The organism is Serratia sp. EC4, from assembly GCF_059652115.1.
Genome location: NZ_JBNIDE010000004.1, coordinates 1 through 20,723, shown reverse-complemented (window position 1 = coordinate 20,723; position 20,723 = coordinate 1). Strand labels below are relative to the sequence as shown.

Here is a 20,723-nt window from a genome sequence, read left to right as displayed (position 1 = left end):
TATTGTTTTTAGAAGCGGGAGGTCAATTTGATCCCGGACGTATCACAGGCGCTTTCTTGGTTGGAAGCCCATCCTCAGGCATTAAAAGGCATTCGTCGCGGCATCGAGCGTGAAACGCTGCGAGTCACGCCGAACGGCACCTTGGCGACTACCGGGCATCCGGAAAAGCTGGGGGCGGCATTGACGCACCACTGGATCACCACGGATTTCGCCGAGGCGCTGTTAGAGTTCATTACGCCGGTTGATGACAATATCGATCACCTGCTGACGTTCCTGCGCGATATTCATCGCTACGTGGCGCGCAATATTGGCGATGAGCGCATGTGGCCGCTCAGCATGCCGTGCTTTATCGAAGCCGAGCAGGATATTGAGCTGGCGCAGTTCGGTTCTTCAAACATCGGCCGCATGAAGACGCTGTACCGCGAAGGGTTGAAGAATCGCTATGGCGCGTTGATGCAGACCATTTCCGGCGTGCACTACAACTTCTCGCTGCCGCTGGAGTTTTGGCAGGCCTGGGCTGGCGTGCAGGACGCAGAAAGTGGTAAAGAGCAGATCTCGGCGGGGTATTTCCGCCTGATCCGCAACTATTACCGTTTCGGTTGGGTGATCCCGTATTTGTTCGGCGCATCGCCGGCCATTTGTTCTTCGTTCCTCAAAGGACGCGAGACCACTCTGCCGTTCGAACGCACCGAGCAGGGGATGTGCTATCTGCCGTACGCCACCTCGCTGCGTCTGAGCGACCTGGGTTACACCAACAAGTCGCAGAGTAATCTGGGCATCACCTTCAACGATCTGCACAGCTATGTGGCCGGTTTGAAGCGGGCGATCGTTACGCCTTCCGAAGAGTTCGCCAAGCTGGGCGTGAAAGAGGGTGACCGCTACCTGCAGTTGAACAGTAACGTGCTGCAAATCGAAAACGAGCTGTATGCGCCGATCCGGCCGAAGCGCGTGACCAAAAGCGGCGAGACGCCGTCAGACGCGCTGCTGCGCGGCGGTATCGAATACATCGAAGTGCGTTCGCTGGATATCAACCCGTTCTCGCCGATCGGCGTGGATGCGGTGCAGGCGCGTTTCCTGGATCTGTTCCTGGTGTGGTGCGCGCTGGCCGATGCGCCGGAGATGAGCAGCGATGAACTGCTGTGCACGCGCAAGAACTGGAACCGGGTGATTCTGGAAGGACGCAAGCCGGGCCAGACCATCGGCATCGGCTGTGGCGCCAGCCATGAACCGCTGGAAAACGTGGGCAAGGCGCTGTTCGCCGATCTGCGTCGGGTCGCGGAAGTGTTGGACGGCGAAGCCGGCAACCGTCAATACCAGCAGGTGTGCGATGAGCTGGTCGCCGCATTTGACGACCCTGAGCTGACCTTCTCCGCGCGCATTCTGAAGGCGATGAAGGCGGAAGGCACCGGGCGCGTCGGTCTGCAGCTGGCGGAGCAGTATCGCCAGACATTGCTGGAAGAGCCGTTGGAAATCCTGAACGAAGCCGAGCTGGATAAAGAGCGGGAAGCTTCTTGGCAGCGTCAACGCGACATAGAAGCCAATGATACGCTAAGCTTTGAAGCGTTCCTGAAGCAAAACGGCGGAAGCTGAAAAAGAAAAAGGCCACATCAATGTGGCCAAATATGCATCTCTGATGACAGGGATGATGATAACAAATGCGCGTCTTTCACATACTCAGACTCGCAGGGTTGGAAAAGGTTTCCCGGTTAGGAAAAAAAGTTTCGAAATAAATGCTCTTTTACGAGGAGGTAGCGAAATGCCATTGCTGGATAGCTTTACCGTCGATCATACCCGTATGGCAGCCCCGGCTGTCCGCGTTGCGAAAACCATGAAAACGCCTCATGGCGATACCATCACGGTATTTGATCTGCGCTTTTGCCGCCCGAACCTGGAAGTGATGCCCGAACGCGGCATTCACACGCTGGAACACCTGTTCGCCGGCTTTATGCGCGACCACCTGAACGGCCAGGGCGTGGAGATTATCGACATCTCCCCAATGGGCTGCCGCACCGGTTTCTACATGAGCCTGATCGGCGTGCCGGAAGAGCAGCGCGTTGCCGATGCCTGGAAAGCGGCGATGGCCGACGTGCTGAAAGTGACCGACCAGCGCAAGATCCCTGAGCTGAACGAGTACCAGTGTGGTACCTACCACATGCACTCGCTGGAAGAAGCGCAGGAAATCGCCAAGCACATTCTGGATAACGGCGTGGTGGTGAACCACAACGACGAGCTGGCGCTGCCGAAAGAGAAGCTGCAGGAGCTGCATATCTGACCGTACGTTTCCCGCAGAAACAAAAAAGACGCGATTTCGCGTCTTTTTTACGTTCTGGCCGGCGGTCAGTGATGGCCGACGCTGGACTGCAGCGAGGTGATCGGCGTGACTCGCACCTGTTTGATCATGTTGCCCTGCACGTCGAGGATGTCGATATCGTAATGGCCGATACGCACCCGTGTGCCGATTTCGGGGATCTCTTCCAGTTCTTCCAGCAGCATACCGTTGACGGTACGGGCTTCATTGGCTGGCAAGGTCCAGTTGAAGGCTTTGTTCAGCTCCCGCACGTTGGCGGTGCCGTCGATCAAGACCGAACCGTCGCTCTGCGGCGTGACTTCTTCCGCCAGCGTCGGCGACATCGAGGTGGTGAAATCGCCGACGATCTCTTCGAGAATGTCTTCCACCGTGACCAGGCCCTGAATGTCGCCGTACTCGTCGACCACGATGCCGACCTTCTCTTTATTGCGCTGGAACTTCACCAACTGCACGTTGAGCGGCGTGCCTTCCGGTACGAAGTAGATCTCATCGGCGGCGCGCAGCAGGTTCTCTTTGTTGAACTCTTTTTTCTCGGTCATCAGGCGATAGGCTTCGCGCACGCGCAGCATGCCGATCGCATCGTCCAACGAGCTGCGATACAGCACGATGCGGCCGTGTGGCGAGTGGGTCAGCTGGCGCATGATCGACTTCCAGTCGTCGTTGACGTCGATGCCGACGATCTCGGTGCGCGGCACCATGATGTCGTTGACCGTCACCTTTTCCAGATCCAGCACCGAGATCAGCATGTCCTGATTGCGGCGGGAGATCTGCGACTGGGATTCACGCACGATGGTGCGCAGCTCATCCTTGCTGACGGCGTCGCTGATGCGCACGTTGGTGCGAATGCCGAACAGGCGCAAGGTCAGGCTGGTGATGCCGTTGAGCAGCCAGACCAGCGGGAACATCACCTTTTGCAACGGCGCCAGCAAGACGCTGCTGGGGAAGGCGATGCGTTCCGGATAGAGCGCGGCGAAGGTTTTCGGCAGCACTTCGGCGAACAGCAGCACGGCGAAAGTCAGTATGCCGGTCGCAATCGCCACGCCCAGATCGCCATACAGCCGCATGCCGACGATGGTCGCCAGCGCCGAGGCAAGGATGTTGACCAGGTTGTTGCCGATCAGCACCAGGCCGATCAGCCGATCCGGTTTTTGCAGCAGCTTCTCCACCCGGCGCGCCGAGCGGTTGCCCTGTTTGGACAGGTGACGCAGGCGATAACGGTTGAGCGTCATCATGCCGGTTTCGGAAGCGGAGAAGTAAGCGGAGACCACGATCATGATCACCAGGATAATGATGAGAGTCCCCGTCGACACATGCTCCAATGCAGTATTCCTTATAGAGAGGGAAAGTTGAACCGGGCTGGCTCAGCGCACCATCACCTGTTGAATCAGACGGCTGCCGAAGTAGGCGAGCGTCAGCAGGAAGGCGCCGGCGAAGCTGAACCAGACGACGCGGCGGCCGCGCCAGCCTTCATGGTAATGGCCCCACAGCAACACGATATACACGAACCAGGCCATGATCGACAACACGGCTTTATGCACGTTTTCTTTGCTGAACAGATTATCCATGTACAGCAGGCCGGTGCACAGGGTGAGCGTCAGCAGCACCACGCCGATCTGGGTGATATGGAACATCTTGCGCTCGATGCTCATCAGCGGCGGCATGTCGGCGCTGAAGGTCAGCTTCTTGTTTTTCAACAGGTAGTCGAGCCAGGCGAGCTGTAAGGCGTAGAGCGCGGCGATGATCAGGGTGGCGTAAGAGAATAGCGCCAGGCCGATATGCACCATCAATTCCGGGCTGGCTTCCAGGTGAGTGATGAACTCGCCGGGCATGAAGCTGGCGAAGGCCAGATTGATCATCGCGAAGCTGTAGACGATCGGCAGCAGGAACCAGCCGCGATCGCGTGAAGCGACGAAGGTCATCACCGAACAGATGATCAGGCTGACGATAGAACCAATGTTCAGCAGGCTGAGATTCTGCCCAGCGCTGACGTCAAAGATGCGCTGCTGCAGCGCGATGGCGTGGCAAATCAACGCCACCACCGCCGAGACGAGGGCGAGCCGACGGTATGCGCTGTTCTTCCGCAACAAGCTGGGAATGATCAGTCCAAGGCTGAGCAGGTAGGCCATCAAAGCCACAATGGAGAAAACTGGCATAACGTTTAATTTTGCTTCGGCGTGGTTAATTGGAGTGTCAGTATAGCGTTGCGCGCGTTTCACTCCAACCTATCTCCAACGCTGAGGCAGAGATCCTGCGCGCTTCGTGTTATCATCGGCGCAATTGTGTCGCCGGAGCGGCCTGTCATTACACGTTGAGCATGAGACGATGTTTGAAAATTTAACCGATCGATTGTCGCGCACGTTGCGCAATATCAGCGGCCGCGGGCGGCTGACCGAAGAGAATATCAAGGAAACCCTGCGTGAAGTGCGTATGGCATTGCTGGAAGCGGACGTCGCGCTGCCGGTGGTGCGCGACTTCATCAACCGCGTCAAAGAGAGCGCGGTTGGCCATGAAGTCAACAAGAGCCTGACGCCGGGGCAGGAGTTCGTCAAGATCGTCAAAGGCGAGCTGATCGCCGCGATGGGCGAAGTCAACACCGAGCTGAATCTGGCGGCTCAGCCGCCGGCGGTGGTGCTGATGGCGGGCCTGCAGGGCGCCGGTAAAACCACCAGCGTCGGTAAGCTCGGCAAGTTCCTGAAAGAAAAACAGAAGAAGAAAGTGTTGGTGGTTTCCGCGGACGTTTATCGCCCGGCGGCGATCAAACAGCTGGAAACGCTGGCGGAAGGCGTCGGCATCGACTTCTTCCCGTCTGACGTCAAAGAAAAACCGATCGACATCGTCAATCGCGCGCTGCAACAGGCCAAGCTGAAGTTCTACGATGTCCTTATTGTCGATACCGCCGGCCGCTTGCACGTTGACGAAGCGATGATGGACGAGATCAAACAGGTGCACGCGGCGATCAAGCCGGTGGAAACCCTGTTCGTGGTCGACGCCATGACCGGCCAGGACGCCGCCAATACCGCCAAGGCGTTTAACGAAGCGCTGCCGCTGACCGGCGTGGTGCTGACCAAGGTCGACGGCGATGCGCGCGGCGGTGCCGCGTTGTCCATCCGCCATATCACCGGCAAGCCGATCAAGTTCCTCGGCGTCGGCGAGAAGACCGAAGCGCTGGAGCCGTTTTACCCGGATCGCGTGGCATCGCGCATCCTGGGCATGGGCGACGTGCTGTCGCTGATCGAAGATATCGAAAGCAAGGTCGACCGCGAGCAGGCGGAGAAGCTGGCCAACAAGCTGAAGAAGGGCGACGGTTTCGATCTGACCGACTTCCTGGAGCAGCTCAAGCAGATGCGCAACATGGGCGGCATGGCCAACATGCTGAGCAAGCTGCCGGGCGCCGGCCAACTGCCGGACAACGTCAAATCGCAGATGGACGACAAAGTGCTGGTGCGCATGGAGGCGATCATCAACTCGATGACGCTGAAAGAGCGCGCCAAACCGGAAATCATCAAGGGCTCGCGCAAGCGCCGCATCGCGATGGGGGCCGGCATGCAGGTGCAGGACGTCAACCGCTTGCTGAAGCAGTTCGACGAAATGCAGCGTATGATGAAGAAGATGAAGAAAGGCGGTATGGCGAAGATGATGCGCGGCATGAAAGGCATGATGCCGCCGGGCTTCCCAGGCCGCTGACGGGCCCCCGCACGCTGAGTGCGGGCGCTTTCAGCATTCGCCGTTCGCGGTGAAAACCGCCCGGAATTTGACAGGCTGCAAAAGTTGTCCCCTGCGATCGACGCTTTAGATTGCTTTTTGCGCCAAAATGAGTAAAATTTTCGGGCTTTTTATATTGCAACCGGGCCCCGTCCCTCAATGGGGCCCGGCTGTTTTATTAACTAAAGAGGATGTTATGGTAACAATTCGTTTGGCACGTGGCGGCGCTAAAAAGCGTCCGTTCTATCAAGTAGTAGTGACCGACAGCCGCAACGCTCGTGATGGTCGTTTCATCGAGCGCGTAGGCTTCTTCAACCCGATCGCTTCCGGTCAGGCTGAAGCACTGCGTCTGGACCTGGACCGCATCGAGCACTGGGTTGGTCTGGGTGCAACCGTTTCTGATCGCGTTCACGCGCTGATCAAAGACGCTAAGAAAGCAGCTTAATCTGTCGCGGTGGTGGCAATGAGCAAGCAACTCAAACCGGTAGCGCCTAAGCAGCCGATTGTACTCGGTAAAATGGGGTCCGCTTACGGCATTCGTGGTTGGCTCAGAGTGTTTTCATCCACCGAGAACGCCGAAAGCATTTTTGACTATCAGCCGTGGTTTATCCAGCAGGCGGGTCAGTGGCAGCATATCGAGTTGGAAGACTGGAAGCGCCACAGTCAGGATCTGATCATCAAGGTCAAAGGCATTGACGATCGGGACGCGGCGAATCTGCTGACTAATCGCGAGATTATGGTGGATTCTGAGCAACTTCCTCCGCTGGAGGGTGACGATTACTACTGGAAAGACCTGATGGGCTGCCAGGTAGTCACCACCGCCGGCTACGAGCTGGGTAAAGTCATCGATATGATGGAAACCGGCTCGAACGATGTGATGGTTGTGAAAGCGAACCTGAAAGATGCGTTCGGCATGAAGGAGCGGTTGATTCCGTTTCTTCATGGGCAGGTTATCAAGAAAGTCGATCTCACTGCCCGCGTGATTGAGGCAGATTGGGATCCTGGTTTTTGACCCCCGGATCAAACGGTCGAAGCAAGTGGAATAACGGTAAGGGGATTGGCTTGTGTTCATCGGTATTGTAAGCCTGTTTCCTGAGATGTTCCGCGCTATCACCGATTACGGGGTGACTGGCCGGGCAGTAAAAAATGGCCTGCTGAGCGTGCAGTGTTGGAGTCCTCGCGACTTCACCTACGACCGGCATCGCACCGTGGACGATCGCCCTTACGGCGGCGGCCCGGGAATGCTGATGATGGTGCAACCTTTACGGGAAGCCATTCATGCGGCGAAAGCAGCGGCAGGCGAGGGAGCAAAGGTGATTTATCTGTCACCTCAGGGGCGCAAGCTGGATCAAACCGGCGTGTGCGAACTGGCGGCCAATCAGAAGATGATTCTGGTGTGCGGCCGTTACGAAGGGGTAGACGAGCGCGTAATCCAAACCGAAATTGACGAAGAATGGTCAATCGGCGATTACGTTCTCAGCGGCGGGGAACTGCCGGCGATGACCCTGATTGATTCAGTCGCCCGTTTCATACCGGGTGTGCTGGGCCATCAGGCCTCAGCGGAGGAAGACTCCTTCGCCGACGGATTGCTGGACTGCCCGCACTATACCCGCCCCGAGGTGTTGGAAGGGATGGAGGTACCGCCGGTTCTGCTGTCGGGCAACCATGCCGAGATACGTCGCTGGCGCTTAAAGCAGTCGCTGGGCCGAACCTGGCTTAGAAGACCTGAACTTCTAGAAAGCCTAGCTCTGACTGACGAGCAAGCGGTGTTGCTGGCTGAGTTCCAACGGGAACATCAGGCCAGGCAACAGGACTATGAAGGAAACGTCTGACATCAGACGGGACCGATATATCAGTTTACCTAGGGTAAGAGACATATTATGAGCAACATTATTAAGCAACTTGAACAAGAGCAGATGAAACAAGACGTACCTGCATTCCGTCCGGGTGATTCCGTGGAAGTGAAGGTATGGGTCGTTGAAGGTAGCAAAAAACGTCTGCAGGCATTCGAGGGCGTGGTTATCGCTATCCGTAACCGCGGTCTGCACTCTGCATTCACTGTTCGTAAGATTTCCAACGGCGAAGGTGTTGAGCGCGTATTCCAGACTCACTCCCCAGTAATCGACAGCATTACTGTTAAACGTCGTGGTGCCGTTCGTAAAGCTAAACTGTACTACCTGCGTGAACGTACTGGTAAGGCTGCTCGTATCAAAGAGCGTCTGAACCGCGTTAACTAACGCTGCATCCAAAAGTTAATAGTTATCAGGGGTTGGCCTATGCCAACCCCTTTTTTTATCTTAAAACCTCGACAGGTTGCATTTGCGAGATTTCGTCTGCGCACCGCCAACATAATAAAGCCTGCATAAGCAGGCTTTTTGCATTACAGCGCTACGGCGCTGTGTTTCTGCTGACTCTCCGGCGGGTGAGGCTGCGCCGGGATAATGTCATCGCCAGGTTTGACGATCACCCGTGCGACGGATTCGTGCGTGGCGAACGTGCAGCTGCAATTGATGTTGCGGCATTGATGGTAACGCTCTTTGGTCGACTCGCTCAAATAGCGGCTGGAGCGAGTGTGGGCCACGTGACCGCATAATGGACAGTGCATCATAAGAACCCCCTTGAACAAATTAAGTGAAATTGGTGTGGCATCACCACTTAGGCGAGCGAGCCCGTCATGATGAGGCAATGCCTTGCAAGCACAGTGCGCGTTCCATGGCGCGTCGCTGTTCCAGCCCTTTGTTTTTCTTTCCGTTTACGTAAACCCAGCGTGGCAGCTGATCGCAGGCCTGCCGCCACTGGCGCTGTTGCAGCAGCGCGACCAGCGTAGAGCGGCAGGCTGCGCTGACGCCCACATTGAAGGCGAAAGCGATCACCGCATCATAGGTTTGTTGCGAGAGCGTATCCGGCAGGCAGGCGGCCATGCCGCGCTCGGTGCGGCGAACATCGTCGACCAAATCCATCGCGGCTTTGCGTTCATCGATCGCTTTACCAGGGATGACGCCAGCGGTGTGCCCAATGCCCTGCGTCCACACCCCGGCGCTGCACTGGTAAGGCGATAGGCGGCAACCTTCGAGATCGGCGATCAGCCTGAGGCCGGCTTCTGAGGTTTGCAGCTCGCCAAATGACGGCAACAGCACGGCGCTGGCCAAAACGGCGGCGACGCTGCAGCGCTTAACGGTTGCACTCATCGTAAATGTTCCTCCGAGATGTCGCATTGCGCTCAATGGCCTTCAAGATCTGCAGGCTTTTACGTCGGTAGTACCAGTTCACCAGAAACGTGCCGATGCCTACCGCCGCACCGACTAAAAAGGCAATGTCCTGCGGAGACAGCTTGCCGAGCCAGGCGAGAAACAGCGCCATGGCGTAGGTGATGAATGAGGTGATTTTCTCCATAGCCTTATGCTCGCTTCGTTTACAGAATCTCGGGAGCCGGAGGCATCGATGCGTGAGAGCTCGCTATCGATATCCATCATGCTCCTGGTCTGTATGATAATTACTGTATATGCATACAGTATTAAGCTATTTGCTAAAGTCGTCAATGGGTGGGATGAATATTTTTAGCAGATTGTGCAAAAGAGGGCGGCCGGCATAAAAAAAGCCCATCGATGATGGGCTTCGAGAAATAATGGGGGGAGATTACAGGCCGTAGACCAGCGTGACCGAGGTCGTCGTGTCGGTGTTCTTCGGCGCCGAGGCCGGCGGTTTGCTGTTGTAGGTCACGGTGTAAGCCACGCGCAATGAGAAGCGATCGTTGATCGCCACGTTCAACGCGCTTTCCGAGTTCAGCGTGGTTTCTTCGTTCGCCAGCGCGGAAACGCCCTGAATGAACTTGGTGTTATCGGTCAACTGATAGGAATAGTTGGCCGCACCATAGGCTAGCCCCTTGGTCGCACGGCCGCCGCCATGGTACTCGTCATGGCGCACGCCGGGACCGAATTCCACCCGCAGGTCACTGAGCGGCCCGTTAAGGAGTTGACGGCCGTAGCCGCCGGTCAGCGTGGAGCGTGAGTCGTAACCGTTGAAACGGTCACTCAGCCAGCTGGCCTGACCGAACAGGTAGTTGCGATCGGTCAGGTTATAGCGCGTACGGCCACCGGCCTGGTATTTTTCGGACGAGCGCACGTTGGAGGAGGTGGTGTTGTTGGCCGCCCCCCACAGGCTGTACGCCGCGTCGCTATTGAACCAGGTCATGTTGGTGTTGGCCAACAGGGTGGAGCTCTGCGAGTTGCCTGACTGGGCGTTGTAGCCCGCCTGCACGTTGCCTTCGAACGGTTTCTTGGCGGTGGCCGGATCGTCCATCGCGGTGAAAAGCGTATTGTCGGCAAGGGCTGAAACACTGGTGAAAGTCGTTAAGCAGCAAATATACAGCGGAAAAGCGCGACGAGCGCGAGAAGAGAGCATCTTGGATCCAGTTGTTAAGGGGAATTATTGTTGATGACGATCACATTATATCGGTTCATTTCGGCGACAAAAATAGCCGCCATTAGCTTAAGTTTTTAATTTTTATCCCTCATTTATTCGCTTTTCTTCTACTTAAAATCATCGCTTTTGGCGGCATTTCGTGCTGATCCTGCTTCGCACAGGCGTCGGTGCCGAGATCGGGGGCGTATCTTCGCTGTAAAATCATGTGTACAAATAAATTTACATATATTCATTTTTCTTAGACCGGATGGTTAAGGTGTGGTGAAGGTTTTTTTGATTTATTAAGTTCATGTATTTATTGTATTTTAATTGGTTTTCCCAACTCTTTTTCAAAGGTGATTTAATCAGGATAATTGCGGTAATTTTTTATTTACGGAAAATGGATTGAAAACTTTACATATCGTGATAGGGTAGAGCCCTGAAACGCTCAATGTTCCATTTCAACGCATAACGCCAAACGACAGGAATAGCATCATGCAAAAAGACGCGCTCAATAACGTACACATCAGTGCAGAACAGATTCTCATCACGCCGGAGGAGCTGAAGAACCAATTCCCGCTCAGCGCCGACGACGAAAATGAGATCGCCACTGCGCGCAACACTATCGCCAACATTTTGCAGGGGCGCGATCATCGCCTGTTGGTGGTATGCGGGCCTTGTTCGATCCACGATCCGGACGCGGCGCTGGACTACGCCCGTCGTTTGAAAACCCTGGCGGCTGACTTGAGCGATCAGCTGTATATCGTTATGCGCGTCTACTTTGAAAAACCCAGAACCACTGTCGGCTGGAAAGGTTTGATCAATGATCCGTACATGGACGGTTCGTTTGACGTTGAAGCAGGCTTGCATATCGCGCGTCGCCTGTTGCTGGATTTAGTGGGCATGGGCTTGCCGTTGGCTACCGAAGCGTTGGATCCGAACAGCCCGCAGTACCTGGGGGACTTGTTCAGCTGGTCGGCGATCGGTGCGCGCACCACCGAATCTCAGACGCACCGCGAAATGGCCTCCGGCCTGTCGATGCCGGTCGGCTTCAAAAACGGCACCGACGGCAGCTTGGGTACCGCCATCAACGCCATGCGCGCCGCCGCTATGCCGCACCGCTTCGTCGGCATCAACCAGGCAGGCCAGGTTTGCCTGCTGCAGACGCAGGGCAACCCGGACGGACACGTGATCCTGCGCGGCGGCAAAACCCCGAACTACAGCGCTGAGCACGTTGCGGCCTGTGAAAAACAGATGCTTGAGGCGGGACTCCATCCGTCCTTGATGATAGATTGCAGCCATGGCAACTCGAATAAAGACTATCGCCGTCAGCCGGCGGTTGCCGAGTCCGTGGTGGAGCAGATCAAGGCGGGTAACCGTTCGATCACCGGCATCATGCTGGAGAGCCATCTGCATGAGGGCAACCAGTCTTCCGAACAGCCGCGTGCAGACATGCGTTACGGGGTGTCCGTCACCGATGCCTGCATCAACTGGGAGAGCACGGAAACTCTGCTGCGTCATATGCATCAGGAACTCGGCGCTGCGCTGACGGCTCGCACGGGAGAAAAGTAAGTTATGGTGGCTGAACTGACCGCGCTGCGCGATCAAATCGATGAGGTGGATAAAGCGCTGCTGGATCTGCTGGCGAAACGCCTGCATCTGGTAGCGGAAGTGGGCGAAGTCAAAAGCCGTCATGGCCTGCCGGTTTACGTACCGGAGCGCGAAGCCGCGATGCTGGCCTCGCGTCGCCAGGAGGCGGAAAACCTCGGGGTGCCGCCGGATCTGATCGAGGACGTCTTGCGCCGCGTGATGCGCGAATCGTACGTCAGCGAGAATGATAAAGGCTTTAAAACTCTGTGTCCGCAGCTGCGGCCGATCGTCATCATCGGCGGCAACGGCCAGATGGGCCGGCTGTTCAACCGCTTGCTGACGCTGTCGGGTTATCAGGTCAGGGTATTGGATCAGGAAGATTGGCCGCAGGCGGAACAGCTGCTGGCAGACGCCGGCATGGTGATCGTCAGCGTGCCGATCCATGTGACCGAGCAGGTGATAAGCCGCCTGCCGACGCTGCCTGCCGACTGTATTCTGGTGGATTTGGCGTCGGTGAAGAACCGTCCGCTGCATGCGATGTTGGCGGCGCACAGCGGCCCGGTGGTCGGTCTGCACCCGATGTTCGGCCCGGACGTGGGCAGCGTGGCGAAGCAGGTAGTGGTTTACTGCGACGGCCGCCAGCCGGAGGCTTACCAATGGTTGCTTGAGCAGCTGCAGGTGTGGGGCGCGCGGCTGCATCGCATCAGCGCGGTCGAACACGATCAGAACATGGCGTTTATTCAGGCGCTGCGGCACTTCGCCACCTTCGCCTACGGGTTGCATCTGGCGGAAGAGAACGTGCAACTGGAGAAGTTGCTGGCGCTCTCCTCGCCGATCTACCGGTTGGAGCTGGCGATGGTTGGCCGCCTGTTTGCGCAGGATCCGCAACTTTACGCCGATATCATCATGTCGTCGGAAGAAAACGTGGCGCTGATTAAGCGTTACTACCAGCGCTTCGGCGAGGCGATCAAGCTGTTGGAGCATGGCGACAAACAGGCGTTTATCGACAGTTTCCGCAAGGTGGAGCACTGGTTCGGCGATTACGCCCAACGCTTCCTGGTGGAGAGCCGCACGCTGTTGCGGCAGGCTAACGACAGCCGACAGTAAAACGCGGGCGGTAAACGTAAAGGGTTCGGCTTGGCCGAACCTTTTTTATGGTTTCAGGATGGGTTGACCGGCACCACGGTGTCGCTTGGGTAACAGCCCAGTACCTTCAGCGAGCGGGTGATTGGCGCCAGATCGCGCAGCGCTTTTTGCATCGCGTCGGCACGCAGATTGGCTTGCACATCGATATAAAACATCTCTTCCCACGGATTGCCGTTGATCGGGCGTGATTCCAGTTTGGTCATGATGATGCCGTTGTCGCGCAGAACCAGCAGCGCTTCGACCAATGCGCCGGATTGCTGGCCGGTCGCCATAATCAGCGTGGTTTTGGCCGGCACCTGTTCAGATACGTCGATCGCTTTGCGCGCTAGGACGATGAAGCGAGTGATGTTCTGCTGCTGGTTGGCGAGGTTGTGTTCCAGCACCTGCAGCCCGTACAACGCGCCGCCGGCCTCGCTGCCCAGCGCCGCCACCTTCGGCGAATTCAGCTTGGCGACTTTCTCCATCGCCGCGGCGGTGCTTTCGGTGTACTCGATTTTCCAGTGCGGGAAGCGGTTAAGGAACTGGCTGCACTGTTGGAACGGCTGCGGATGGCTGTAGACGGTTTCAATCTGGCTCAGGTCGCTATCGCCGGCCACCAGAACACAGTGGTCGATCGGGTTGGTCAGTTCGCCGACGATCGACAGGCTGGTGTGCTGCAGCAGATCGTACACCTCGTTAATCGAACCGGAACTGGTATTCTCGATCGGCAAAATTGCGTAGTCCGCCTGGCCGGTTTCCACCTGGGCGAAGATATCCTGAAACTTCTGGCAACCGCATTCGATCAGCCGATCGAAATGGCGGGCGGCATATTGGCGTGCCGCCAGATGTGAATAAGAGCCTTTCGGGCCGAGGAAGGCGATGCGTGCGGCGTGTTGGCTGACAGGGTTGAGCTGGTGCTGCAGCAGCGCCTGCTGGGTCAGGACGGAATCTTCGATAATCAGTTGGAACAGGCGGGTGACGTAGAAGCCGTCCAGGTCGTAGGGTTTGGCGGCGGCGATCAGCGCATCCAGCAGATCGCGTTCGCGCTCTTTGTCGCGGATCGGACGGTGAGAGTGCAGCTTGGTCTTGCCGACTTCGATCGCCAGTTCACGGCGTTCCGCCAGCAGGGCCAACAGTTTCAAGTCCAGTGCGCTGATGCGCTCGCGCAGCACCAATAACGGGTTGTCAGTCATAATCAGCTTCCGCCTTCAATTCTTATTCGTTGTAAAACAGCCATAAAAAAAGCCTCCTGTTTCCAGGAGGCCTTGTTGTTCGTCTTCGCATTCTTTCTTACACGACGAAACGCCTCCCAGTCAGGGGAAGGTAAAAAAGAATGCGAAGAAAAACGGTGTGCGTGGCATGGTCTACCTAAGGTTAATGCGAACAGGTTTTAAAGTAACCGCTGGCTTTTACCCCGTCAACAAAAATACCCGACAAAAAACGCGCCCTCGGGCGCGTTTGATGCGGCAACCGCATTCGGACGGTTATTCCTGCTCTTGCGTGACTTCCGGCACGATGTCTTTCACGCTGGCATTGCAGCGGCGCGCTTCGCCTTTGTGCTGCACCTTGTTCAGCTGGCGCTCCAGCTTGGCGATCAGCTCATTAACGGCGGTATACATGTCATCATGTTTGGCGCTGGCGACCAGCGGGCCGTTAGGCGTGGTAATGGTAGCATCGGCGACAAACCCTTGCGGTTCTTTGGATAAGACAATATGCGGGTTAATCAGCTGGGTCTGCCATTTTTCCAGTTTGGTGAGACGGTCTTCGACGTGATTGCGGATTGCGGGAGTGATATCCATTTGTTTGCTGGTAATGTTCAATGTCATATAACTTACCTCTCTGTCTTTCCGTCTTGGTGAATTCAGCATACCCCGCTTTTTGTTTAAATGCGTGATGTAAATCACGATTTTTTGTCACTTTTTGCAAAGTTAGTTCAATCTGTGATTCAGCATTTGAATTGGCTATCTAATGCTTGAGAGTTGTCGCCGGATGGCGCATTATTGATGAGTTGACCGGTGAGGAGCACTAGCTAACACCGTGTTTTTACTTGTGTATTTTTCCAGTGAAAACCAGGTCGACGCCAATGAAAACGGCAGCCGAGGCTGCCGTTTTGCTTTTCTGCCGTTGCCGACGCGCGCTTATTGCGGGTTGGCGGCGATCACTTTGGCCACTTTGTCTGCCTGGCCGTTCAGCTGCAGCTGCTTGTAGGCATTTTCCATCAGCGGCAACACGTCGTGCGTCGCTTTGGTATCCGGGAATTCACGCAACATCTGCTCGGCGCGATTAACGACCGCGACGTAAGCACCGCGTTTAGTGTAGTATTCCGCCACCGAAAGCTCATACTTGGCCAAGCGGTCTTTCAGATACACCAAACGCTTGTTGGCGTCGGTCGCGTATTGGCTGTTCGGGTATTGCTGAATCAACTGGCTGAAGTCGCGGAACGCAGCGCGAGCGTGCTGAGGATCGCGGTCAGAACGGTCAACCCCGAAGAAGCCCTGCAGCGCGCTGTCATCAAGCGCCATGTCGGTCAGGCCGCGCATGTACATCACGTAATCGATGTTCGGGTGCGTCGGGTTCAGACGCATGAAGCGATCGATGGATGCCTGAGCCATCGGCAAGTCGGCGGCCTTATAGTAGGCGTAAATCAAATCCAGCTGGACCTGCTGGGAATACGGCCCGAAAGGATAGCGGTTATCTAACGCTTCGAGTTGCGTAATCGCGCCCTTGAAGTTACCGTCCTGCAGTTTTTGCTGCGCGGTAGCATAGATTTCCGAAGGTGGGTTGTCGGGAACCGCATCCTTGGATGTGGAGCAACCTGCCAGCGCCAGGCTCAACGTGGCTGCCGCCACCAGATATTTCATACGCGTCATGACGTTTTGATTATCCTCAGGGTGTTATTCCGGGAGACTGTCCGTTAAGCTCCCGACAAAGACCAGGTACAATAGCACATTATATTAAACGGCATCGCCGTGAAAACCCAACGTTAACGAAGAAGCTGCATATGGCACAACAAGTACAACTCACCGCAACGGTGGCCGAATCTCAACTCGGACAACGTTTAGATCAGGCTTTGGCCGAATTGTTCCCTGATTATTCACGATCTCGCATAAAAGAGTGGATCCTGGGCGATCGGGTGAAGGTCAATGGCAAAACGTCAAACAAACCGAAAGAGAAGGTGCTGGGCGGAGAGACCGTCGCCATCGATGCACAGATTGAAGAAGAGGCGCGTTGGGAGCCACAGGATATCGCGCTGGATATCGTCTATGAAGACAGCGACATCCTGGTGATCAACAAACCGCGCGATTTGGTGGTGCACCCTGGCGCCGGTAACCCGGACGGCACGGTGCTCAATGCGCTGCTGTATCATTACCCGGAAATCGCCGACGTGCCGCGCGCCGGCATCGTGCACCGTCTGGACAAAGACACCACCGGCCTGATGGTGGTGGCGAAAACCGTGCCGGCCCAAACCCGGCTGGTGGAAGCGCTGCAGGCGCGTGAAATCACCCGTGAATACGAAGCAGTGGCGATCGGCACCATGACCGCCGGCGGCACGGTAGAAGAGCCTATCGCGCGTCATTCCACCAAGCGTACCCATATGGCCGTGCACCCGATGGGTAAACCGGCGGTAACGCACTACCGCATCATGGAACACTTCCGCGCACACACCCGCCTGCGCCTGCGCCTGGAAACCGGCCGTACTCACCAGATCCGCGTGCACATGGCCTATATCAGCCATCCGCTGGTGGGCGATCCGCTGTACGGCGGTCGTCCGCGTCCGCCGAAAGGCGCTTCGGAAGCCTTCATCAATACGCTGCGCGGTTTTGACCGTCAGGCGCTGCACGCCACTATGCTGCGTTTGTATCATCCGATTAGCGGTATTCAGATGGAGTGGCATGCGCCGCTGCCGCAGGACATGGTCGATCTGATCAACGCGCTGAAGGCGGACACCGAAGAATTCAAAGATCAGATGGACTGGTAATGAGCTCGCTCATTCTGCCTGACTGGCCGTTGCCTGCCGGCGTTAAGGCCTGCAGCACCACGCGTCACGGCGGCGTCAGCCTGCCGCCTTATGACTCGCTGAACCTCGGCGCTCACGTCGGTGACGAGGAGCAAGCGGTGAAGCGCAATCGGGAACGATTGGTTATCGCCGCCGGCTTGCCGCAGATGCCGGTGTGGCTCGAGCAGGTGCACGGCACTCGCGTGGTGACGTTGACGGGACAAGCGCCCGCCGATCTGCGGGCGGATGCGGTGTACAGCAACGTGCCGGGGCAGGTGTGTGCCGTGATGACGGCGGATTGTCTGCCGGTGCTGTTCTGCTCGCAGCACGGCGACGAAGTGGCCGCCGCTCACGCCGGCTGGCGTGGGCTATGCCACGGCGTGCTGGAGCAAACCGTGGCGGCGTTCAGCGCCGCGCCGGGCCAAATTAGCGCCTGGCTGGGGCCGGCGATCGGCCCGCAGCAGTTTGAGGTCGGGCCGGAGGTGCGCGCCGCTTTCATGGCGGAAGACGCTGAGGCCGCAGCGGCATTTACCCCGCACGGCGATAAGTTTTTGGCTAATATCTACTTGCTGGCTCGCCAACGCTTGTTGCGTGCGGGCGTTCAGGCCATCTACGGCGGCGACCGCTGTACGGTTAACGAAATGAGCCATTTTTTCTCCTATCGGCGCGACGGAATAACCGGACGTCTGGCAAGTTTAATCTGGCTGATATAACCTATTGAATTAGGACGATCCAACGACGCATGGCGTTGTACCGAAAATTTAGCGTCGAGATAACCTTGAAAATTTGAGGGATGACCTCATTTAATCTCCAGTAGCAATTTCGACCCATCTTGGAGGTGTTATGCGTCTGGATCGTCTTACCAACAAATTCCAGCTTGCCCTCGCCGATGCCCAGTCACTAGCCCTTGGGCACGACAACCAGTTTATTGAACCGCTACATCTGATGAGCGCCCTGCTCAATCAGGAAGGGGGCACGGTTCGTCCACTATTAACTTCCGCAGGTATCGATGCCGGGCGCGTGCGCACCGAAATCGAACAGGCGCTGTCCCGTTTACCGCAGGTAGAAGGCACCGGTGGCGACGTTCAACCGTCCCATGAGCTGGTGCGCGTTTTGAACCTGTGCGACAAGCTGGCGCAGAAGCGCGCGGACAAATTCATTTCTTCCGAGCTGTTTGTGCTTGCGGTGCTGGAAGACCGCGGCTCGTTGACCGACTTGTTGAAAGCGGCCGGCGCGACGGCCGACAAAATCAGCAAAGCCATTGAACAAATGAGAGGCGGTGACAGCGTGGAAGACCAAGGCGCCGAAGACCAACGGCAGGCATTGAAGAAATACACGATCGATCTGACCGAACGCGCCGAGCAGGGCAAGCTTGACCCGGTGATCGGCCGTGACGAAGAGATCCGTCGCACCATTCAGGTGCTGCAACGCCGCACCAAAAACAACCCGGTGCTGATCGGTGAACCTGGCGTAGGTAAAACCGCCATCGTCGAAGGCCTGGCGCAGCGCATCATCAACGGCGAAGTGCCGGAAGGGCTGAAGCACAAGCGCGTATTGTCCCTCGATATGGGCGCCTTGATCGCCGGCGCCAAATACCGCGGCGAGTTTGAAGAGCGTCTGAAAGGCGTGCTCAACGATCTGGCCAAGCAGGAAGGCAGCGTTATCCTGTTTATCGACGAACTGCACACCATGGTTGGCGCCGGTAAGGCGGATGGCGCGATGGATGCGGGTAATATGCTCAAGCCGGCGCTGGCGCGCGGCGAGCTGCACTGCGTCGGTGCCACCACGCTGGATGAGTATCGTCAATATATAGAGAAGGATGCGGCGCTCGAGCGTCGTTTCCAGAAAGTGTATGTGGCGGAGCCGAGCGTGGAAGACACTATCGCTATTCTGCGCGGCCTGAAAGAGCGTTACGAACTGCACCACCACGTGCAGATCACCGATCCGGCCATCGTGGCGGCGGCAACGCTTTCGCACCGTTATATCGCCGATCGTCAATTGCCGGACAAGGCTATCGACCTGATCGACGAAGCGGCGTCCAGCATTCGCATGCAGATGGACTCCAAGCCTGAATCGCTCGATCGGCTTGAGCGCCGCATCATTCAGTTGAAGCTGGAACAGCAGGCGCTGAATAAAGAGTCGGACGACGCCAGTAAGAAACGCCTGGACATGCTCAGCGATGAGCTGGGGCAGAAAGAACGCGAATATTCGGAGCTGGAAGAAGAGTGGAAAGCGGAAAAAGCGTCGCTCTCCGGTACTCAGAACATCAAGGCGGAACTCGAGCAGGCCAAAATCACCCTGGAGCAGGCGCGCCGCGTCGGCGATCTGGGGCGGATGTCGGAACTGCAGTACGGCAAGATCCCTGAGCTGGAGAAACAGCTCGCCGCCGCCACGCAGGCCGAAGGCAAGAGCATGAAGCTGCTGCGCAACCGGGTGACCGATGCGGAGATTGCTGAAGTGCTGGCGCGCGCCACAGGGATCCCGGTGGCCAGAATGCTGGAAGGCGAGCGCGACAAGCTGCTGCGTCTGGAGCAAGAGCTGCATTCGCGAGTGATTGGCCAGGACGAAGCGGTCAGCGCGGTCTCTAACGCTATCCGCCGCAGCCGCGCCGGGTTGTCCGATCCTAACCGGCCGATCGGTTCGTTCCTGTTCCTTGGCCCGACCGGGGTGGGGAAAACCGAGCTCTGCAAGGCACTGGCTTCGTTCCTGTTCGACAGCGACGACGCCATGGTGCGTATCGACATGTCCGAGTTTATGGAGAAACACTCCGTTTCGCGTCTGGTCGGCGCGCCTCCGGGTTATGTCGGTTATGAAGAGGGCGGCTACCTGACGGAAGCCGTGCGCCGCCGGCCTTACTCGGTGATTCTGCTGGATGAAGTCGAGAAAGCGCACCCGGACGTATTCAATATTCTGTTGCAGGTGTTGGATGATGGCCGCCTGACCGATGGTCAAGGCCGCACCGTCGATTTCCGCAATACTGTGGTGATCATGACGTCCAACCTGGGGTCCGATCTGATCCAGGAGCATTTCGGTCAGATGAACTACGCGCAGATGAAAGAGTCGGTGATGGAGATGGTGAGTCACCACTTCCGTCCGGAGTTCATCAACCGTATCGACGAAGTGGTGGTGTTCCATCCGCTGGGCGAGAAACACATCGCTGCGATCGCCAAGATTCAGCTGTCGCGTCTGTACAAACGTTTGGAAGAGCGCGGTTACGAAGTGACCATGACCGAACCGGCCCTGGCACTGTTGAGCAAAACCGGTTACGACCCTGTGTATGGTGCGCGTCCGTTGAAACGTGCTATTCAGCAGGAGATCGAGAACCCGCTGGCGCAGCAAATCCTGTCTGGCAAGCTGATCCCCGGCAAGCTGGTAACGCTGGATGTGGAAAACGACCATATCGTTGCACGCCAATAACGACAGTTAAGCGTAATAAAGATGAAAGGGAGCGGGTGACCGCTCCCTTTTCTTTATCTTCGTTTGCCCCTATTTACAGGGTTTGCCGCTATTACTGTGCTAGAACCGGTATTTTTTGACTAATAAATATCCTAAAAAGCCGTTTTTGGTGATTATTTGAACGCTTGAAAAGTTTTTTGCAAT

22 protein-coding genes and 1 other annotated feature are annotated in these 20,723 nt (G+C 56.8%); of the genes, 12 read left to right on the top strand and 10 right to left on the bottom strand.

Annotated elements, in window-relative coordinates; all coding sequences use genetic code 11:
• Nucleotides 1–27: 27 nt before the first annotated feature.
• On the top strand, nucleotides 28–1,590 hold the full coding sequence (gene gshA / locus ACP39K_RS13595; protein ID WP_025301637.1) for a glutamate--cysteine ligase: 1,563 nt from the start codon (nucleotides 28–30) through the stop codon (nucleotides 1,588–1,590).
• Nucleotides 1,591–1,756: 166 nt separating this feature from the next.
• Complete coding sequence (gene luxS / locus ACP39K_RS13590) at nucleotides 1,757–2,272, top strand: S-ribosylhomocysteine lyase (RefSeq protein ID WP_004932513.1); 516 nt, start codon at nucleotides 1,757–1,759, stop codon at nucleotides 2,270–2,272.
• A 65-nt stretch (nucleotides 2,273–2,337) separates the two neighbouring features.
• On the opposite strand, the gene ACP39K_RS13585 is transcribed toward luxS, so the two are convergent.
• Nucleotides 2,338–3,627, bottom strand: coding sequence for an HlyC/CorC family transporter (locus ACP39K_RS13585; protein WP_016929024.1), 1,290 nt, complete (start codon nucleotides 3,625–3,627; stop codon nucleotides 2,338–2,340).
• Between the two features lie 42 nt (nucleotides 3,628–3,669).
• A complete protein-coding gene (locus tag ACP39K_RS13580) occupies nucleotides 3,670–4,461 on the bottom strand; it encodes a cytochrome C assembly family protein (RefSeq protein ID WP_004932506.1) in 792 nt (263 codons plus the stop codon).
• A 169-nt stretch (nucleotides 4,462–4,630) separates the two neighbouring features.
• Between ACP39K_RS13580 and ffh the strand changes: the two genes are divergently transcribed.
• From ffh to rplS, 5 genes are all read left to right on the top strand, one after another.
• Nucleotides 4,631–5,992: a signal recognition particle protein gene (ffh, locus tag ACP39K_RS13575; protein WP_004932504.1), complete on the top strand. Its 1,362-nt coding sequence runs from the start codon at nucleotides 4,631–4,633 to the stop codon at nucleotides 5,990–5,992.
• 214 nt (nucleotides 5,993–6,206) lie between these two features.
• Nucleotides 6,207–6,455 (top strand): 30S ribosomal protein S16, encoded by a 249-nt coding sequence (gene rpsP, locus ACP39K_RS13570; protein WP_004932501.1) that lies wholly within the window; start codon nucleotides 6,207–6,209, stop codon nucleotides 6,453–6,455.
• Between the two features lie 18 nt (nucleotides 6,456–6,473).
• The gene (rimM, locus tag ACP39K_RS13565; protein ID WP_019455135.1) at nucleotides 6,474–7,022 is read left to right on the top strand and encodes a ribosome maturation factor RimM; all 549 of its coding nucleotides are present in this window, start codon (nucleotides 6,474–6,476) and stop codon (nucleotides 7,020–7,022) included.
• 52 nt (nucleotides 7,023–7,074) lie between these two features.
• Complete coding sequence (gene trmD / locus ACP39K_RS13560; RefSeq protein WP_033641288.1) at nucleotides 7,075–7,842, top strand: tRNA (guanosine(37)-N1)-methyltransferase TrmD; 768 nt, start codon at nucleotides 7,075–7,077, stop codon at nucleotides 7,840–7,842.
• Between the two features lie 48 nt (nucleotides 7,843–7,890).
• Nucleotides 7,891–8,247 (top strand): 50S ribosomal protein L19, encoded by a 357-nt coding sequence (rplS, locus tag ACP39K_RS13555; protein ID WP_015376707.1) that lies wholly within the window; start codon nucleotides 7,891–7,893, stop codon nucleotides 8,245–8,247.
• Between the two features lie 143 nt (nucleotides 8,248–8,390).
• Here the strand turns inward: rplS and ACP39K_RS13550 are convergent, their stop codons facing one another.
• From ACP39K_RS13550 to ACP39K_RS13535, 4 genes are all read right to left on the bottom strand, one after another.
• Nucleotides 8,391–8,618 (bottom strand): ogr/Delta-like zinc finger family protein, encoded by a 228-nt coding sequence (locus ACP39K_RS13550; protein WP_048795269.1) that lies wholly within the window; start codon nucleotides 8,616–8,618, stop codon nucleotides 8,391–8,393.
• Nucleotides 8,619–8,682: 64 nt separating this feature from the next.
• Nucleotides 8,683–9,198 (bottom strand): lysozyme, encoded by a 516-nt coding sequence (locus ACP39K_RS13545; protein ID WP_497008580.1) that lies wholly within the window; start codon nucleotides 9,196–9,198, stop codon nucleotides 8,683–8,685.
• Entirely contained in the window at nucleotides 9,182–9,403 is a 222-nt protein-coding gene (locus ACP39K_RS13540; protein WP_016929019.1) for an HP1 family phage holin, read from the bottom strand. The genes ACP39K_RS13545 and ACP39K_RS13540 overlap by 17 nt, the downstream gene beginning before the upstream one ends.
• Nucleotides 9,404–9,646: 243 nt before the next feature.
• A complete protein-coding gene (locus tag ACP39K_RS13535) occupies nucleotides 9,647–10,411 on the bottom strand; it encodes a DUF481 domain-containing protein (protein WP_028127834.1) in 765 nt (254 codons plus the stop codon).
• 495 nt (nucleotides 10,412–10,906) lie between these two features.
• On the opposite strand from ACP39K_RS13535, the gene ACP39K_RS13530 reads away from it, so the two are divergent.
• Nucleotides 10,907–11,983 carry a 3-deoxy-7-phosphoheptulonate synthase gene (locus ACP39K_RS13530; RefSeq protein WP_033641291.1) on the top strand — a complete coding sequence of 359 codons (1,077 nt, stop codon included), beginning with the start codon at nucleotides 10,907–10,909 and terminating at the stop codon, nucleotides 11,981–11,983.
• Nucleotides 11,984–11,986: 3 nt separating this feature from the next.
• Nucleotides 11,987–13,108 (top strand): bifunctional chorismate mutase/prephenate dehydrogenase, encoded by a 1,122-nt coding sequence (gene tyrA, locus ACP39K_RS13525; RefSeq protein ID WP_497008579.1) that lies wholly within the window; start codon nucleotides 11,987–11,989, stop codon nucleotides 13,106–13,108.
• 53 nt (nucleotides 13,109–13,161) lie between these two features.
• On the opposite strand, the gene pheA is transcribed toward tyrA, so the two are convergent.
• From pheA to bamD, 4 genes are all read right to left on the bottom strand, one after another.
• Nucleotides 13,162–14,319, bottom strand: a complete 1,158-nt coding sequence (pheA, locus tag ACP39K_RS13520; RefSeq protein WP_033641293.1) for a bifunctional chorismate mutase/prephenate dehydratase — start codon at nucleotides 14,317–14,319, stop codon at nucleotides 13,162–13,164.
• Nucleotides 14,320–14,361: 42 nt separating this feature from the next.
• Nucleotides 14,362–14,488: a sequence feature (Phe leader region), on the bottom strand.
• A complete protein-coding gene (locus tag ACP39K_RS13515) occupies nucleotides 14,440–14,487 on the bottom strand; it encodes a hypothetical protein (RefSeq protein ID WP_101428074.1) in 48 nt (15 codons plus the stop codon). Its footprint overlaps the feature before it by 48 nt.
• 122 nt (nucleotides 14,489–14,610) lie before the next feature.
• Nucleotides 14,611–14,952 (bottom strand): ribosome-associated translation inhibitor RaiA, encoded by a 342-nt coding sequence (raiA, locus tag ACP39K_RS13510; RefSeq protein ID WP_004932457.1) that lies wholly within the window; start codon nucleotides 14,950–14,952, stop codon nucleotides 14,611–14,613.
• Between the two features lie 312 nt (nucleotides 14,953–15,264).
• Nucleotides 15,265–15,996 (bottom strand): outer membrane protein assembly factor BamD, encoded by a 732-nt coding sequence (bamD, locus tag ACP39K_RS13505; protein ID WP_004932456.1) that lies wholly within the window; start codon nucleotides 15,994–15,996, stop codon nucleotides 15,265–15,267.
• A gap of 131 nt (nucleotides 15,997–16,127) precedes the next feature.
• On the opposite strand from bamD, the gene rluD reads away from it, so the two are divergent.
• The 3 genes from rluD to clpB all read left to right on the top strand — a co-directional run bounded on the left by rluD (nucleotide 16,128) and on the right by clpB (nucleotide 20,540).
• Nucleotides 16,128–17,105 carry a 23S rRNA pseudouridine(1911/1915/1917) synthase RluD gene (gene rluD / locus ACP39K_RS13500; protein ID WP_028127833.1) on the top strand — a complete coding sequence of 326 codons (978 nt, stop codon included), beginning with the start codon at nucleotides 16,128–16,130 and terminating at the stop codon, nucleotides 17,103–17,105.
• Nucleotides 17,105–17,836, top strand: a complete 732-nt coding sequence (gene yfiH / locus ACP39K_RS13495) for a purine nucleoside phosphorylase YfiH (protein WP_147882777.1) — start codon at nucleotides 17,105–17,107, stop codon at nucleotides 17,834–17,836. Before rluD ends, yfiH begins: the two co-directional genes overlap by 1 nt.
• Nucleotides 17,837–17,966: 130 nt before the next feature.
• Nucleotides 17,967–20,540: an ATP-dependent chaperone ClpB gene (clpB, locus tag ACP39K_RS13490; protein WP_025301647.1), complete on the top strand. Its 2,574-nt coding sequence runs from the start codon at nucleotides 17,967–17,969 to the stop codon at nucleotides 20,538–20,540.
• Nucleotides 20,541–20,723: the final 183 nt, after the last annotated feature.

Excerpts from the sequence above, each read along its gene's own strand:
- clpB (WP_025301647.1), top strand. The coding sequence starts at position 17,967 with ATGCGTCTGGATCGTCTTACCAACAAATTCCAGCTTGCCCTCGCCGAT.
- rimM (WP_019455135.1), top strand. The coding sequence starts at position 6,474 with ATGAGCAAGCAACTCAAACCGGTAGCGCCTAAGCAGCCGATTGTACTC.
- ACP39K_RS13530 (WP_033641291.1), top strand. The coding sequence starts at position 10,907 with ATGCAAAAAGACGCGCTCAATAACGTACACATCAGTGCAGAACAGATT.
- ACP39K_RS13545 (WP_497008580.1), bottom strand. The coding sequence starts at position 9,198 with ATGAGTGCAACCGTTAAGCGCTGCAGCGTCGCCGCCGTTTTGGCCAGC.
- bamD (WP_004932456.1), bottom strand. The coding sequence starts at position 15,996 with ATGACGCGTATGAAATATCTGGTGGCGGCAGCCACGTTGAGCCTGGCG.
- ACP39K_RS13535 (WP_028127834.1), bottom strand. The coding sequence starts at position 10,411 with ATGCTCTCTTCTCGCGCTCGTCGCGCTTTTCCGCTGTATATTTGCTGC.
- rpsP (WP_004932501.1), top strand. The coding sequence starts at position 6,207 with ATGGTAACAATTCGTTTGGCACGTGGCGGCGCTAAAAAGCGTCCGTTC.
- rluD (WP_028127833.1), top strand. The coding sequence starts at position 16,128 with ATGGCACAACAAGTACAACTCACCGCAACGGTGGCCGAATCTCAACTC.
- raiA (WP_004932457.1), bottom strand. The coding sequence starts at position 14,952 with ATGACATTGAACATTACCAGCAAACAAATGGATATCACTCCCGCAATC.
- ACP39K_RS13550 (WP_048795269.1), bottom strand. The coding sequence starts at position 8,618 with ATGATGCACTGTCCATTATGCGGTCACGTGGCCCACACTCGCTCCAGC.
- tyrA (WP_497008579.1), top strand. The coding sequence starts at position 11,987 with ATGGTGGCTGAACTGACCGCGCTGCGCGATCAAATCGATGAGGTGGAT.
- ACP39K_RS13580 (WP_004932506.1), bottom strand. The coding sequence starts at position 4,461 with ATGCCAGTTTTCTCCATTGTGGCTTTGATGGCCTACCTGCTCAGCCTT.
- ACP39K_RS13540 (WP_016929019.1), bottom strand. The coding sequence starts at position 9,403 with ATGGAGAAAATCACCTCATTCATCACCTACGCCATGGCGCTGTTTCTC.
- yfiH (WP_147882777.1), top strand. The coding sequence starts at position 17,105 with ATGAGCTCGCTCATTCTGCCTGACTGGCCGTTGCCTGCCGGCGTTAAG.
- luxS (WP_004932513.1), top strand. The coding sequence starts at position 1,757 with ATGCCATTGCTGGATAGCTTTACCGTCGATCATACCCGTATGGCAGCC.
- ffh (WP_004932504.1), top strand. The coding sequence starts at position 4,631 with ATGTTTGAAAATTTAACCGATCGATTGTCGCGCACGTTGCGCAATATC.
- pheA (WP_033641293.1), bottom strand. The coding sequence starts at position 14,319 with ATGACTGACAACCCGTTATTGGTGCTGCGCGAGCGCATCAGCGCACTG.
- rplS (WP_015376707.1), top strand. The coding sequence starts at position 7,891 with ATGAGCAACATTATTAAGCAACTTGAACAAGAGCAGATGAAACAAGAC.